The 14,246-nt window shown below is 58.5% G+C and carries 18 protein-coding genes; 17 read left to right on the top strand and 1 reads right to left on the bottom strand.

Translation table 11 applies throughout. The features are described from left to right. Positions 1 to 207, top strand: coding sequence for a SlyX family protein (locus ACVWSC_RS22215; RefSeq protein WP_442109202.1), 207 nt, complete (start codon positions 1 to 3; stop codon positions 205 to 207). A gap of 294 nt (positions 208 to 501) precedes the next feature. On the opposite strand, the gene ACVWSC_RS22210 is transcribed toward ACVWSC_RS22215, so the two are convergent. After that, positions 502 to 1,089, bottom strand: coding sequence for a cold shock domain-containing protein membrane protein (locus ACVWSC_RS22210; RefSeq protein WP_442109201.1), 588 nt, complete (start codon positions 1,087 to 1,089; stop codon positions 502 to 504). Between the two features lie 322 nt (positions 1,090 to 1,411). On the opposite strand from ACVWSC_RS22210, the gene ACVWSC_RS22205 reads away from it, so the two are divergent. The 16 genes from ACVWSC_RS22205 to queE all read left to right on the top strand — a co-directional run bounded on the left by ACVWSC_RS22205 (position 1,412) and on the right by queE (position 14,244). Beyond that, positions 1,412 to 1,885, top strand: a complete 474-nt coding sequence (locus tag ACVWSC_RS22205) for a Dps family protein (RefSeq protein WP_442109200.1) — start codon at positions 1,412 to 1,414, stop codon at positions 1,883 to 1,885. A gap of 244 nt (positions 1,886 to 2,129) precedes the next feature. Then, a complete protein-coding gene (locus ACVWSC_RS22200; protein WP_442109199.1) occupies positions 2,130 to 2,459 on the top strand; it encodes a ribbon-helix-helix domain-containing protein in 330 nt (109 codons plus the stop codon). Between the two features lie 93 nt (positions 2,460 to 2,552). Continuing rightward, positions 2,553 to 2,774 (top strand): FmdB family zinc ribbon protein, encoded by a 222-nt coding sequence (locus ACVWSC_RS22195; protein ID WP_442109198.1) that lies wholly within the window; start codon positions 2,553 to 2,555, stop codon positions 2,772 to 2,774. Positions 2,775 to 2,868: 94 nt separating this feature from the next. After that, positions 2,869 to 4,644 carry an aspartate--tRNA ligase gene (gene aspS / locus ACVWSC_RS22190; RefSeq protein WP_442114357.1) on the top strand — a complete coding sequence of 592 codons (1,776 nt, stop codon included), beginning with the start codon at positions 2,869 to 2,871 and terminating at the stop codon, positions 4,642 to 4,644. 122 nt (positions 4,645 to 4,766) lie between these two features. Beyond that, a complete protein-coding gene (locus ACVWSC_RS22185; protein ID WP_442109197.1) occupies positions 4,767 to 5,513 on the top strand; it encodes a YebC/PmpR family DNA-binding transcriptional regulator in 747 nt (248 codons plus the stop codon). Positions 5,514 to 5,646: 133 nt separating this feature from the next. Next, entirely contained in the window at positions 5,647 to 6,171 is a 525-nt protein-coding gene (gene ruvC, locus ACVWSC_RS22180) for a crossover junction endodeoxyribonuclease RuvC (RefSeq protein ID WP_442109196.1), read from the top strand. A 108-nt stretch (positions 6,172 to 6,279) separates the two neighbouring features. Next, positions 6,280 to 6,888: a Holliday junction branch migration protein RuvA gene (gene ruvA / locus ACVWSC_RS22175; protein WP_442109195.1), complete on the top strand. Its 609-nt coding sequence runs from the start codon at positions 6,280 to 6,282 to the stop codon at positions 6,886 to 6,888. Beyond that, on the top strand, positions 6,889 to 7,944 hold the full coding sequence (gene ruvB, locus ACVWSC_RS22170) for a Holliday junction branch migration DNA helicase RuvB (RefSeq protein ID WP_442109194.1): 1,056 nt from the start codon (positions 6,889 to 6,891) through the stop codon (positions 7,942 to 7,944). Positions 7,945 to 8,070: 126 nt separating this feature from the next. Beyond that, positions 8,071 to 8,526, top strand: a complete 456-nt coding sequence (gene ybgC / locus ACVWSC_RS22165) for a tol-pal system-associated acyl-CoA thioesterase (RefSeq protein WP_442109193.1) — start codon at positions 8,071 to 8,073, stop codon at positions 8,524 to 8,526. A 2-nt stretch (positions 8,527 to 8,528) separates the two neighbouring features. Further along, complete coding sequence (gene tolQ, locus ACVWSC_RS22160) at positions 8,529 to 9,224, top strand: protein TolQ (protein ID WP_133216835.1); 696 nt, start codon at positions 8,529 to 8,531, stop codon at positions 9,222 to 9,224. Positions 9,225 to 9,238: 14 nt separating this feature from the next. Further along, on the top strand, positions 9,239 to 9,691 hold the full coding sequence (gene tolR, locus ACVWSC_RS22155) for a protein TolR (protein ID WP_065761580.1): 453 nt from the start codon (positions 9,239 to 9,241) through the stop codon (positions 9,689 to 9,691). Further along, the gene (gene tolA / locus ACVWSC_RS22150) at positions 9,691 to 10,767 is read left to right on the top strand and encodes a cell envelope integrity protein TolA (RefSeq protein ID WP_442109192.1); all 1,077 of its coding nucleotides are present in this window, start codon (positions 9,691 to 9,693) and stop codon (positions 10,765 to 10,767) included. The genes tolR and tolA overlap by 1 nt, the downstream gene beginning before the upstream one ends. A 47-nt stretch (positions 10,768 to 10,814) precedes the next feature. Then, entirely contained in the window at positions 10,815 to 12,065 is a 1,251-nt protein-coding gene (gene tolB, locus ACVWSC_RS22145) for a Tol-Pal system beta propeller repeat protein TolB (RefSeq protein WP_442109191.1), read from the top strand. A 52-nt stretch (positions 12,066 to 12,117) separates the two neighbouring features. Continuing rightward, the gene (gene pal / locus ACVWSC_RS22140; protein ID WP_028943075.1) at positions 12,118 to 12,615 is read left to right on the top strand and encodes a peptidoglycan-associated lipoprotein Pal; all 498 of its coding nucleotides are present in this window, start codon (positions 12,118 to 12,120) and stop codon (positions 12,613 to 12,615) included. A 6-nt stretch (positions 12,616 to 12,621) separates the two neighbouring features. Beyond that, positions 12,622 to 13,437 (top strand): tol-pal system protein YbgF, encoded by an 816-nt coding sequence (gene ybgF, locus ACVWSC_RS22135; RefSeq protein WP_442109190.1) that lies wholly within the window; start codon positions 12,622 to 12,624, stop codon positions 13,435 to 13,437. A gap of 159 nt (positions 13,438 to 13,596) precedes the next feature. Then, a complete protein-coding gene (queE, locus tag ACVWSC_RS22130; protein ID WP_442109189.1) occupies positions 13,597 to 14,244 on the top strand; it encodes a 7-carboxy-7-deazaguanine synthase QueE in 648 nt (215 codons plus the stop codon). The last annotated feature ends 2 nt before the right edge of the window (positions 14,245 to 14,246 follow it).

The raw sequence follows: 14,246 nt of genomic DNA, 5'->3' as shown, positions 1-14,246 counted from the left end.
ATGACACTTGAAGCGCGGGTAACCGAGCTGGAAAGCCGCCTGGCGTTTCAGGACGATACGATCCAGGCCCTCAACGATGTGCTGGTCGAGCAGCAGCGGGCGGTTGAGCGTCTGCAGCTGCAGATGGCGGCTTTGCTCAAGCGTTATGAGGAAATGGTCGGGCAGTATCAAAGCAGCGAAGAAGAGGCGCCACCGCCTCATTATTGAGTGGCGTTGCCTTCAGGCATGAAAAAGGTTCTTCACGGATTGGCTTCGAGGGCTGTGGGCTTATCCATTTGAAGGGGTGGCTGGGCTGGCCCCTTCCGCCTTTTTTCTTGGAGAAAGGAGGCAAAACCGCTGGCTCCCACCGCGACAAGTCCTCCAGGCACTTCCACTCGGCACCACCGCAATTGGATAAGCTCGCAGCCCTCAAAGCCAAGGCCAATCCTGCCCCGGAAATCCGTGAAGAACCATAAAAAAACTGCGGTCGCCCAGGCGCCGCGGTTTTTTATGGATAGCGTTTCAGCGCCGTGGGGCGGCAATCACGTCTTCGGCCTGCAGGCCTTTGTCGCGGTTCATGACCGAAAACTCAACGCGCTGACCTTCGACCAGAACGCGATGGCCTTCGCCGCGAATGGCGCGAAAGTGCACGAAGATGTCATCACCCGAATCGCGGGAGATGAAGCCGAAACCCTTGGACGTGTTGAACCACTTGACCGTGCCGGTATCGCGGTTGCTCATGTCGTATTGGCTGTGCTGGTTGTGCGTGCTGCCCGTTTTGAGGAAGCCGGCAACCAGATGTAGGGTAACAGCCAGCAGCGTGCAGCCCAGTGCTGGCAAATTGCCCAGTTCCGGGCGGGCAAGCAGCGTCAGTGTTTGCAGCACCACAGCCAGCACCAGTAGAGCGCTGCTCAGGCGTTGCAGCTGTAGCCGGGCGCCTTTGTAATGTTGCGGCACTACCGGGGCGAGGAGCAGGTTCAGCAAGCCGAACAGGGCCAGGTAAACGGCTTCCGGTTGCTGCAGTAGCGGGACTGCGTCGGTTCTTAAGCTAGGTATGAAGGACAGCAGCAAAGCTGCAGCGCCCGTCAACAGGTGGACGATCTTGAACATGTTGGTTGGCTCACATTGATAAGGCATATCACAGGAAGAGCTGACGTCACGGCGCGCATGGGTATGAGAAGCGCAAAAACGTGAAAAATAAGGTCAGCCTATGCGCCCCTGTTGTGACTATCGTCAGGGGTGGCACGGCGCCTATTTAACAGCAAACCCCTGGGCTTCTCAAATCATCGGCAAACCGTGTGTCGCTTGCTTGCGTTCAGCGCCTTGGTTACCTGCAGCCCTGTGTCGCAGCTGCAAGGCTGCAGTTGCTGGTAAGTCTTGATACAGTGGGGTGTACCTGCTTGATCATCAAACATCATGAAAGGGGAATCGCATGGCTATTGATATCGGTATCAGCGAAGAGGATCGCAAGTCCATTGTCGATGGATTGTCGCGGCTCTTGTCAGATACTTATGTACTTTATCTGAAGACCCATAACTTTCACTGGAACGTCACCGGGCCGGCCTTTCGAACATTGCACTTGATGTTTGAAGAGCAATACAACGAACTGGCCTTGGCGGTCGACTCCATTGCCGAACGTATTCGTGCCTTGGGCTTTCCTGCGCCGGGTGCCTATTCAATCTATGCCCGCTTGTCTTCTATCAAGGAAGAAGAGGGTGTGCCGCCTGCCAATGAAATGATCAAGCAGCTGGTCGAAGGTCAGGAGGCCGTGACGCGTACGGCGCGCAGCATTTTCCCGTTGCTCGAGAAGGTCAGTGACGAGCCGACTGCAGACCTGCTGACCCAGCGCATGCAGGTGCATGAGAAGACCGCATGGATGCTGCGCTCGTTGCTCGAAGATAAATAATCAGCTGGATAATTCTCTGCTGAAATAAATGCCCGGGTGGATGGTTGCCCCGGGCATTTATCGTTATCCGGGAAGCTGTTCTTTCGTTATGCGATCCCTTGTAAGTTGTCGAGCAGTCCTACAGTGAGAGTGGGTCGGTCTGCTGGAAGCAAACCGCACTACAGCGCTTTATTAGGGTATGTCCCTGAGTGAACAGAATTGCTCGGGGTTACTTCCTGGTTAGTCAGAGTGCGTGGTGCTTTATATGTCTTCATGGATGAGCCGTGGCGGGCGTGCGACAGGTGGGCTGGACAAGCAAGGGTTCGATCCGTTCGAAGAGAGCTTCAATATGAGCCTGGCTCAGCCGATGTCGCGCTCGGTGCGTTTGAACGGATTTGCCACTTGTCTGCGACTGGAGGCGGTTTACTGGCGAATCCTTGAGCGGATTGCTGAACTCAACCAGTGCTCGGTCAATGCAGTGCTGTCCTACGTCGATCGCGAGGTACACCTGCGCCATGGCGGGGTGAGAAATTTCAGCGGGCTGATCCGGGTGGTCTGTGTGGTCTTTCTGTTGGGGCCGCAGGTAACACGCTAGTCGGTTGCCGGGCTGCACAGCACTCCTTAACCATATATAATCCCGCTCTTTACTGCCTGAAGCAGCTTGAGCTGTGGTTAACGAGACACGCCTATGCCCCTGTACGACTATCAATGTGCTGCCTGTGATCACCAGATGGAAGTCCTTCAGAAGATCAGCGCCGCGCCGCTGAGCGATTGCCCGGCGTGTCAGAAGCCCGAGCTCAAGAAGCTGATTTCTGCCCCGGGGTTCCGCCTGGGCGGTACCGGGTGGTACGAAACCGACTTCAAGACCGGTGCAAAAAAGAACCTGGCAGGCGGCGACAAAGCTGACTGAGTTGAATTGCACCGGCAGGGTCTTGCACTATTAGCCCTTTGTGGCGCCAAGGCCTCCACTGAACACACGAATGACGAGAAGCGAAACCACCATCATGATGCGCAGCCATTATTGCGGCCAACTGAACGAGAGCCTGGAAGGTCAGGAAATTACCCTTTGCGGATGGGTCCATCGTCGCCGCGACCACGGCGGGGTGATTTTCCTCGATATCCGTGACCGCGAAGGCATGGCACAGGTCGTTTTCGACCCGGATCGCGCTGACAGCTTCGCTGCCGCCGACCGTGTGCGCAGCGAGTACGTGGTGCAGATCACCGGTAAGGTGCGCGCCCGTCCGGCTGGCGCGGTAAACGCCAACATGGCCTCCGGTGCCATCGAAGTGCTGGGTTACGAGCTGACCGTGCTCAACGAAGCCGAAACCCCGCCGTTCCCGCTCAACGAATACTCCGACGTTGGCGAAGAAACCCGCCTGCGCTATCGCTTTATCGACCTGCGTCGTCCGGAAATGGCCGAGAAGCTGCGTCTGCGCTCGCGCATCACCTCGAGCATCCGTCGCTACCTCGACGAAAACGGCTTCCTCGATGTTGAAACGCCGATCCTCACCCGCGCCACGCCAGAGGGTGCACGTGACTATCTGGTGCCGAGCCGTACCCATGCGGGCAGCTTCTTCGCACTGCCGCAGTCCCCACAGCTGTTCAAGCAACTGCTGATGGTGGCCGGTTTCGACCGCTACTACCAGATCGCCAAGTGCTTCCGTGACGAAGACCTGCGTGCCGATCGCCAGCCAGAATTCACCCAGATCGACATTGAGACCAGCTTCCTCAATGAAGACGAGATCATGGGCCTGACCGAGAACATGATCCGCAAGCTGTTCAAGGAAGTCCTGGACCTGGAATTCGGCGAATTCCCGCACATGACCTTCGAAGAAGCCATGCGCCGCTACGGTTCCGACAAGCCAGACCTGCGTATTCCGCTGGAACTGGTTGACGTTGCCGACCAGCTCAAGGAAGTCGAGTTCAAGGTGTTCAGTGGCCCGGCCAACGATCCGAAGAGCCGTGTTGCTGCCTTGCGCGTACCTGGCGGTGCGAGCATGCCGCGCAGCCGTATCGACGAGTACACCAAGTTCGTCGGCATCTACGGTGCCAAGGGCCTGGCGTACATCAAGGTCAACGAGCGCGCCAAGGGCGTTGAAGGCCTGCAGTCGCCAATCGTCAAGAACATCCCTGAGGCCAACCTCAACGTGATCCTCGATCGCGTTGGTGCGGTCGACGGCGACATCGTGTTCTTCGGCGCCGACAAGGCCAAGATCGTCAGCGAGGCGCTGGGCGCCCTGCGGATCAAGGTCGGCAACGACTTCAATCTGCACACCTGTGAGTGGGCACCGATGTGGGTTGTCGACTTCCCGATGTTCGAAGAAAACGACGACGGCAGCTTCACCGCGCTGCACCACCCGTTCACCGCGCCGAAGTGCTCCCCGCAAGAGCTGGAGGCCAACCCAGCCACCGCCTTGTCGCGTGCCTATGACATGGTGCTCAACGGCACCGAGCTGGGTGGCGGTTCGATCCGTATCCACCGCAAGGAAATGCAACAGGCGGTGTTCCGTCTGCTGGGTATCGAAGCGGCAGAACAGGAAGAGAAGTTCGGCTTCCTGCTCGACGCCCTGAAGTTCGGTGCTCCACCGCACGGTGGCCTGGCCTTCGGTCTGGACCGTCTGGTCATGCTGATGACCGGCGCTCAGTCGATTCGTGAAGTGATCGCCTTCCCGAAAACCCAGAGTGCTGCGTGTGTCATGACCCAGGCCCCAGGCCTGGTTGACGCCAAGGCCCTGCGCGAGTTGCACATTCGTCTGCGCGAACAGCCCAAGGCTGAGTAAGTAGACCCCGGGCGCATCCACATGGATGCGCCTTTGCGTTAAGCCGTACTGATTTTTATGGCCCCTGCCAGGTTAGCGCCGGGCAGGGGCTTGGCATTGTTTCAAAGGATTCGGAGTGCGTTATGGCTGGTCATTCCAAATGGGCAAACATCAAGCACCGCAAAGAGCGCCAGGACGCCAAGCGAGGCAAGATCTTCACCAAGTGGATTCGTGAGCTGACCGTCGCCGCCAAACAGGGCGGCGGCGATCCGGCCTCCAACCCGCGGCTGCGCCTGGCGCTGGACAAGGCGCTGGGAGCCAACATGAGTCGTGACATCATCGACCGGGCGATTGCCCGCGGTGCTGGCGCGACCGAAGCCGATAACGTTGAAGAACTCAGCTATGAGGGTTACGGTCCAGGTGGCGTAGCGATCATGGTCGAGGCCATGACCGACAACCGCAACCGTACTGCTGCCGCCGTGCGTCATGCCTTCAGCAAATGTGGTGGCAACCTGGGTACCGACGGATCTGTGGCCTACCTGTTCGAGCGCAAGGGTCAGATCAGCTTTGCTGCCGGGGTCGACGAAGATGCGTTGATGGAGGCAGCGATGGAAGCCGATGCTGATGATGTGGTCAGCAATGAAGATGGCTCCTTCGATGTGTTCACCTCTTTCGCCAGCTTCTACGCTGTGCGTAACGCCCTTGAAGAAGCAGGTTTCAAGGCCGCAGACGCCGAAATCGTCATGCAGCCGACCACCAGCGCCGAGCTGGACCTGGACGGTGCGCAAAAGGTGCTCAAGCTCATCGACATGCTCGAGGACCTGGATGACGTGCAGAACGTCTATTCCAACGCTGAAATCCCTGACGCGGTCATGGAACAACTCAGCTAACCCCTGTAGGAGCGGGCTTGCCCCGCGATTGCTGCAATCGCGGGGCAAGCCCGCTCCTACATGGCTGTTTTCAAGGCCGGATTCACCTGCAGGTGGATCCGGCTTCTGTCTTTACAATGAGTATGCAGGCGATATGACTCTGATTCTTGGCATCGACCCTGGCTCGCGCATTACTGGCTACGGTGTGGTGCGCCAAGGGGCGCGTGGCTGCGAATACGTGGCTTCCGGGTGCATTCGAACGGGTAGTGGCGAGTTGCCTGAGCGCTTGCAGATAGTGTTTCGCGGTGTGCGCGAGATCATCAGCCAATACGGCCCGGTGACCATGGGCATCGAGCGCGTGTTCATGGCGCGCAATGCCGACTCCGCGCTCAAGCTGGGCCAAGCCCGTGGCGCGGCCATCGTGGCGGCCATTGAGGAAGGCCTGGAAATCGCTGAGTACAGCGCAACCCAGGTCAAGCAAGCCGTTGCCGGAACAGGTGGAGCGAATAAGGAACAAGTGCAGATGATGGTCATGCACCTGCTCAAGTTGACGCAAAAACCGCAGATCGACGCCTCCGATGCGCTGGCCATCGCCTTGTGCCATGCCCATACCCGCTCCAGCCTGATACCTCACGGCCTGGGTACCGCACGTCGGCGCAGTGGACGCCTGCGGCTCTGATCGCATCATGCGCTGAAACAAATTTTGACCGAGCAATGGCATAGGCTGTTGCATTTGCTGCTAGGGTTGACCGGTTATTTGCCGGCGCCCATAAGGAAGGATTGCAACGTGATTGGACGTTTGCGCGGCACACTGGCTGAAAAGCAGCCGCCGCACCTGATTGTCGATGTCAATGGCGTGGGCTATGAGCTTGAAGTGCCCATGACCACCCTGTACCGCCTGCCGAAAGTCGGTGAGCCGGTTACCGTGCACACTCACCTGGTGGTGCGTGAAGACGCCCATTTACTGTACGGCTTCTATGAAAAGCGCGAACGCGAGCTGTTTCGTGAGCTGATCCGCCTCAACGGTGTCGGCCCGAAACTGGCCCTGGCATTGATGTCGGGCCTGGAAGTCGACGAACTGGTACGCTGTGTGCAGGCCCAGGATGCTTCGGCGCTGGTCAAGGTACCTGGCGTGGGTAAAAAGACTGCCGAGCGCCTGCTGGTCGAACTCAAGGACCGTTTCAAGGCTTGGGAAACCTCGCCAGCGATGTTCGCCCTGGTGCCGAATGGGCCGTCGCCTGTTGCGAGTGTCTCCAGCGCCGAAACCGATGCAGTCAGTGCCTTGATTTCCCTGGGTTACAAACCTCAAGAGGCGAGCAAGGCAGTGGCTGCCGTCAATGCCAAGGGCTTGAGCAGCGAAGAACTCATCCGCCGCAGCCTGAAGGGAATGATCTAAGTGATTGAAGCAGATCGACTGATAGCCGCCAGCGGGCGCGACCGTGAAGAGGTTCAGGACCGGGCGATCCGCCCGTTGCGCCTGGCCGAATACATTGGTCAGCCGGTGGTGCGTGAGCAGATGGCGTTGTTCATCCAGGCGGCCCGTGGGCGCAGCGAATCGTTGGACCACACGTTGATCTTCGGCCCGCCGGGGCTGGGCAAAACCACCCTGGCCAACATCATCGCCCAGGAGATGGGCGTGTCGATCAAGAGCACTTCGGGGCCGATCCTCGAGCGTCCTGGCGACCTGGCGGCGTTGCTGACCAACCTTGAGCCGCACGATGTGCTGTTCATCGATGAAATCCATCGATTGTCGCCGGTCGTCGAAGAAGTGCTGTACCCGGCCATGGAAGACTTCCAGCTCGACATCATGATCGGAGAGGGGCCGGCGGCACGTTCGATCAAGCTCGACCTGCCACCGTTCACCCTGGTTGGCGCCACCACCCGGGCCGGCATGCTGACCAACCCGTTGCGCGACCGTTTCGGTATCGTTCAGCGCCTGGAGTTCTACAATACCGAAGACCTGGCGACCATCGTCAGTCGCTCCGGTGGCATTCTGGGTTTGCCGATTGAAGACCAGGGCGCCTTCGAGATTGCCCGGCGTGCCCGCGGCACACCGCGGATCGCCAACCGCTTGCTGCGCCGCGTGCGCGATTTTGCCGAGGTGCGCGGTAAAGGCCAGATTACCAAGTCGATTGCCGACATGGCGCTGAACCTGCTCGATGTTGACGAGCGTGGTTTCGACCATCAGGACCGGCGCTTGCTGTTGACCATGATCGAGAAATTCGATGGCGGTCCGGTCGGTGTCGACAGCCTGGCGGCGGCCATCAGTGAAGAGCGTCACACTATTGAAGATGTCCTTGAACCCTATCTGATCCAGCAGGGTTACATCATGCGTACGCCAAGGGGGCGTGTAGTGACCCGGCACGCCTACCTGCATTTCGGCCTGAACATCCCCAATCGGCTCGGCGAGTCGGTCAATGGCGAAGGTTTTTCCGCCCAGACCGATGAATGACAGATTTATCTGCGGTTTTCGTGGTCCTATCGGCAGTCATGGAAGCGCCACGCTGGCAATACGACATAATCGATGAAAAAACAGTTGCCGGGGCGGATTGGCAAGCTGAGGAGTAAGCACTAGAGTATGCGCGCGCAAAATGGGCTTGAGTCGTTCGCACATCGCTGTCGGGTCTATTACGAAGACACTGACGCAGGCGGTGTGGTGTATTACGTCAACTACCTGAAATTCATGGAACGTGCCCGCACCGAGCGGTTACGTGCCTTGGGCTTTGCCCAGTCGGCATTGGCGCAGGAGAACCTGCTGTTCGTGGTCCACTCCAGCGAGGCGCGTTATCACGCGCCTGCGCGGCTGGACGACGAGTTGCGGGTTACCGCGCAAGTGCTTGAGTTGAATCGCGCCAGCCTGCGTTTCGTGCAGCAGGTGTGGCGCGAAAAAGATGCAACGCTGCTCTGCGAAGGGCAGTTCCTGGTGGCCTGTGTGCGCGCCGACACTTTCAAACCCCGGGCTATTCCCCCAGTACTGCGAGCGGCCTTCGCCGAGGCTGGTGAGCCGGGTATTCATTCAAATGCAGGAGATTAAGCGTGGAAGCTAACGTCGTCGACCATACCTCCATGTGGAGCCTGGTCAGCAATGCCAGCATCGTGGTGCAGCTGGTCATGCTGGCTCTGGTTGCCGCATCGGTAACGTCATGGATCATGATTTTTCAGCGCAGCACCATGCTGCGCGCCGGTCGTCGAGCGCTGGACAGCTTCGAAGAGCGTTTCTGGTCGGGCATCGATCTGTCCAAACTGTACCGTCAGGCCGGTAGCAACCCGGATCCGGATTCGGGTGTCGAGCAAGTCTTCCGTGCCGGTTTCAAGGAGTTCTCCCGCCTGCGTCAGCAGCCAGGTGTTGATCCTGACGCGGTAATGGAAGGTGTTGGCCGCGCCATGCGCGTTGCCATTTCCCGTGAGGAAGAAAAGCTCGAGCAGAGCCTGCCGTTCCTGGCCACCGTGGGTTCCACCAGTCCGTACATCGGCCTGTTCGGTACCGTATGGGGCATCATGAACTCCTTCCGTGGCCTGGCCACTGCCCAGCAAGCGACCCTGGCCACCGTTGCCCCGGGTATCGCCGAGGCACTGATCGCTACCGCGATCGGCCTGTTCGCCGCCATTCCAGCGGTAATTGCCTACAACCGTTTCGCTGCCCGCAGTGAAGTCTTGATCGGCCGTTACTACACGTTTGCCGACGAGTTCCAGGCCATCCTGCACCGCAAAGTGCACACCAGCGAAGAGTGATCAGGTAAAAGCCCATGGCCCGAGTTCGCCACAAACGCAAGCCGGTCGCCGAGATGAACGTGGTGCCCTACATCGACGTGATGTTGGTACTGCTGGTCATTTTCATGGTGACCGCACCGATGCTCAACCAGGGCGTGAAGGTCGACCTGCCCAAGGTTTCCAGTGAAGCCTTGCCGCAGGACAACAACGTCCAGGTCCTGACTATTTCGATCAAGGCTGACAAGACCTATTACTGGAACCTTGGCAGTGAAGTCGACACCGACAAGCAGATGGACAAGGCCATGACCTTGCCGCAAATGACCGACGCGGTGACCAAGATCATCGCCGCCGGGCGCGACCAGGGCAAACAGACCCAGGTCTTCATCCGTGGCGACAAATCCGTCGACTACGGCGCGGTCATGGGTGCCATGGGCGGGTTGCAGAAGGCAGGTGTCGGTAACGTTGGCCTGATTACCGAGGCGCCCTGATGCAACAGCGAGAGCCATCCGCCTCGGAAAGCTATTTCTGGCCCAGCGTCTGGGCCATTGCGCTGCACGTTCTGGTGTTCGGCATGCTGTTCGTCAGCTTCGCCTTTACCCCGGAACTGCCGCCGGCCAAGCCTATTGTCCAGGCAACCCTGTACCAGCTGAAATCGAAAAGTCAGGCCACCACCCAGACCAATCAGAAGATTGCGGGTGAAGCGAAGAAAACCGCTTCGCGCCAGACCGAAGAAGAGCAGATGGAGCAGAAGAAGGTCGAGCAGCAAGCGGTGAAAGCTGCGGAACAAAAGAAGGAAGAAGCCGCTCAAAAGGCTGAAGAAGCGCGCGCTGAGGCCGAAGCCAAGAAAGCCGAGGAAGCCAAGAAGGCAGACGAGGCGAAGAAAACGGCTGAAGCCAAGAAAGCTGAAGAGGCGAAAAAAGCCGCTGAGAAGCAACAGGCTGACATCGCCAAGAAGAAGGCCGAAGAGGAAGCCAAGAAAAAGGCTGACGAAGAGGCCAAGAAGCTAGCCGCTGAAGAGGCCAAGAAAAAAGCCGCCGAGGACGCCAAGAAGAAGGCGGCCGAGGATGCCAAGAAGAAAGCCGTGGCTGAAGAGGCCAAGAAAAAGGCCGCTGAAGACGCCAAGAAGAAAGCCGCAGCTGATGCGGCCAAGAAGAAGGCTCAGGATGCAGCCCGTAAAGCGGCGGAAGACAAGAAAGCCCAGGCCCTGGCCGAGCTGCTGTCTGACACCACCGAGCGGCAACAGGCATTGGCTGACGAGCAGGGTGACCAGGTAGCCGGCGACTTCGACGACCTGATCCGTGCGCGGGCGGCTGAGGGCTGGGCACGTCCACCTTCTGCACGCAAGAACATGACGGTGGTTCTGCAGATCGGCATGCTGCCTGATGGCACCATTACTTCGGTGAGCGTAGCGCGCTCCAGTGGCGATGGTCCGTTTGACAGCTCGGCAGTTGCCGCGGTCAAGAACATCGGCCGTTTAACCGAAATGCAGGGCTTGAAACCGAGCGAATTCAATCCCTATCGTTCATTCAAGATGACATTCACACCTGAGGATCTAGCCTTGTGATTAAACTTCTTCGAGGACTGCTGGTCGTTCTCTGCTGCGCAGCAGGAATGGCCGTCGCAGAAGAAAAGAACATTCTGGTCACCAGCGGCAGTGATCGCGCCACGCCTATCGCAGTCGTACCCTTCGGTCTGCAGGGCGGTAGCGTGCTGCCTGAAGACATGGCTGACATCATCGGTAATGACCTGCGCAACTCTGGTTATTACTCGCCGATCCCACGCCAGAACATGATCAGCCAGCCGAGCCAGGCCAGCGAAGTGATCTTCCGCGACTGGAAAGCCCTGGGCGCCCAGTACGTCATGGTTGGCAGCATTGTGCCGGCCGGTGGTCGTCTGCAGGTGCAATACGCGCTGTTCAACGTCGCCACCGAGCAGCAAGTGCTGACCGGTAGCGTTTCGGGCACGGTTGATCAGTTGCGCGATATGTCGCACTACATTGCCGACCAGTCGTTCGAGAAGCTGACCGGCATCAAGGGCGCTTTCTCGACCCGTATGCTGTACGTGACGGCCGAGCGTTTCTCCACTAACAACACCCGTTACACCCTGCAACGTTCGGACTACGACGGTGCCCGTGCGGTAACCCTGCTGCAATCGCGCGAGCCGATCCTGTCGCCGCGCTTTGCGCCGGATGGCAAGCGTATTGCCTATGTGTCGTTCGAGCAGAAGCGTCCGCGCATCTTCGTTCAACACATCGATACTGGCCGTCGTGAGCAGATCACCAACTTCGAAGGCCTCAATGGTGCACCAGCCTGGTCGCCAGATGGTTCGCGCCTGGCGTTCGTGCTGTCCAAAGACGGCAACCCGGACATCTACGTGATGAACATGGGCTCGCGTCAGTTGTCGCGTGTTACCGCAGGCCCGGGTATCAACACCGAACCGTTCTGGGGTAAAGATGGCTCGACCATCTACTTCACTTCCGACCGTGGCGGCAAACCACAGATTTATAAAACCAATGTTTCCGGTGGCGGTGCCGAGCGCGTAACTTTTGTAGGTAACTACAACGCTAACCCTAAACTTTCGGCGGATGAAAAGACCCTGGTGATGATTCATCGTCAACAAGGTTTCACCAACTTCAAGGTGGCTGCACAAGATTTGCAACGCGGCAGTGTAAAGATTCTCTCTGAAACAAGTCTTGATGAGTCTCCTACTGTTGCGCCCAACGGCACCATGCTAATCTACGCCACCCGCCAGCAGGGCCGGGGAGTCTTGATGCTCGTCTCTCTCAACGGACGCGTGAGGCTCCCGCTTCCTACCGCTCAAGGCGAAGTCAGAGAACCGTCCTGGTCCCCTTACCTGAACTGACGCGGCGCTTTACGTTGTACTTAACACATTGGGGTTCATTAGGAGTTTCACGATGGAAATGCTGAAGTTTGGTAAGTTTGCTGCGCTGGCCCTGGCTATGGCCGTGGCTGTAGGTTGCTCTTCGAAAGGCGGCGACGACGCTGGTCAAGGCGCTGTTGATCCTAACGCTGGCTACGGTGCCAACACTGGCGCTGTTGACGGCAGCCTGAGCGAAGAAGCTGCTCTGCGCGCAATCACCACCTTCTACTTCGAATACGACAGCTCGGACCTGAAGCCAGAAGCCATGCGCGCTCTGGACGTTCACGCCAAGGATCTGAAAGGCAACGGCGCTCGCGTCGTGCTGGAAGGCAACACCGACGAGCGCGGTACTCGCGAATACAACATGGCTCTGGGCGAGCGTCGTGCGAAAGCCGTTCAACGCTACCTGGTTCTGCAAGGCGTTTCTCCTGCCCAACTGGAACTGGTTTCCTACGGCGAAGAGCGTCCAGTTGCTACCGGCAACGACGAGCAGTCCTGGGCTCAAAACCGTCGCGTCGAACTGCGTAAGTAATTCGATATGCGAATGTGCCGTCGTGCTGTAACCGTCCTGGCGCTCAGCCTGCCACTCGTGGCGTGGGCTGAGGTTCCTGTTGTTGATGACAACGCTGGCTATAGCGGCGCAAGCAGCTATCCACCGGCGGGTTATGGTACGAACGGCGCCTACGCCGGGGGAGGGGTTACGGCCCCTGCCTCGGCGCAGGGTCAGCTGTTCCTGCAGCTGCAACAAATGCAGGATCAGCTATCGCGTCAACAAGGCATCATCGAAGAGCTGCAAAACGATGTTGCGCGCATGAAACAGGAAAGCCTGGAGCGTTATCAGGACCTGGATCGGCGTATCGGAACCGGTGCTCCAACCGAGGCTCCACAGAATTCTGCCGCTGGTGGCGAAGCCGCCGCCGGCGCTGCTGCAGGTGCCGCTGCTGCGCAGCCACCTGCCGCAAGTGGCGAACCTGGCGATCCGGCCAAGGAAAAGCTCTATTACGATGCAGCTTTCGACCTGATCAAAGCCAAGGATTTCGACAAGGCCAGTCAGGCGTTCAACGCCTTCCTGCGCAAGTACCCCAACAGTCAGTATGCGGGCAACGCCCAATACTGGTTGGGTGAAGTGAACCTGGCAAAGGGCGACCTGCAAGCCGCCGGTCAAGCCTTCGCCAAGGTCAGCCAGCTGTATCCCAAGCACAACAAAGTGCCTGATTCGCTGTACAAGCTGGCCGACGTAGAACGCCGCCTGGGTCACACTGACCGGGTCAAAGGCATACTGCAGCAAGTCATTACCCAGTACCCGGGGACTTCCGCTGCACAACTGGCTCAGCGCGATCTGCAGAAGCTCTAAGTCAGGCGTTACAAAAGAAACCCGCGCTAGTCGCGGGTTTTTTCGTTAGAATCACCGCCCTTTTATTGAAATACGCTGCTGTAAACTACGCGATGACGGGTTTTCAGCGGTGCCTGACGGAGGCGGACAGCCTGTTTAGCTGTTACGCCCGTGGCGACTATGCAAGAAACATTACGTATTACCGAAGTTTTTTACTCTTTGCAGGGTGAAACGCGTACCGCCGGGCTGCCCACGGTATTTGTCCGTCTCACCGGCTGCCCGCTGCGCTGCCAGTATTGCGACAGCGAATACGCCTTCAGCGGTGGCAGCATCCGCACCCTCGACTCGATCCTCGAACAGGTCGCCGGCTTCAAGCCGCGCTATGTCTGTGTCACCGGCGGCGAACCGCTGGCCCAGCCCAATGCCATTCCTCTGCTCAAGCAGCTTTGTGACGCGGGCTATGACGTTTCCCTCGAAACCAGCGGCGCGCTGGATATTTCCAAGGTCGACACGCGGGTCAGTCGGGTCGTTGACCTGAAAACCCCGGGTTCCGAGGAAGTGCACCGTAATCGTTACGAGAACATCGAGCTGCTGACCCCGAATGATCAGGTCAAGTTCGTCATTTGTTCGCGTGAAGACTATGACTGGGCGGTGTCCAAACTCATTCAGTACGGCCTGGAAAAGCGAGCGGGTGAAGTGCTGTTCTCGCCAAGCCACCACCAGGTGAGTGCAACTGACCTTGCCGATTGGATCGTGGCCGACAATTTGCCGGTTCGTTTTCAACTGCAGCTGCACAAGCTGCTGTGGAATGACGAGCCGGGACGCTGACA

This window comes from Pseudomonas sp. NUPR-002, assembly GCF_056322725.1.
This window is presented reverse-complemented; position numbering and strand designations above follow the sequence as displayed.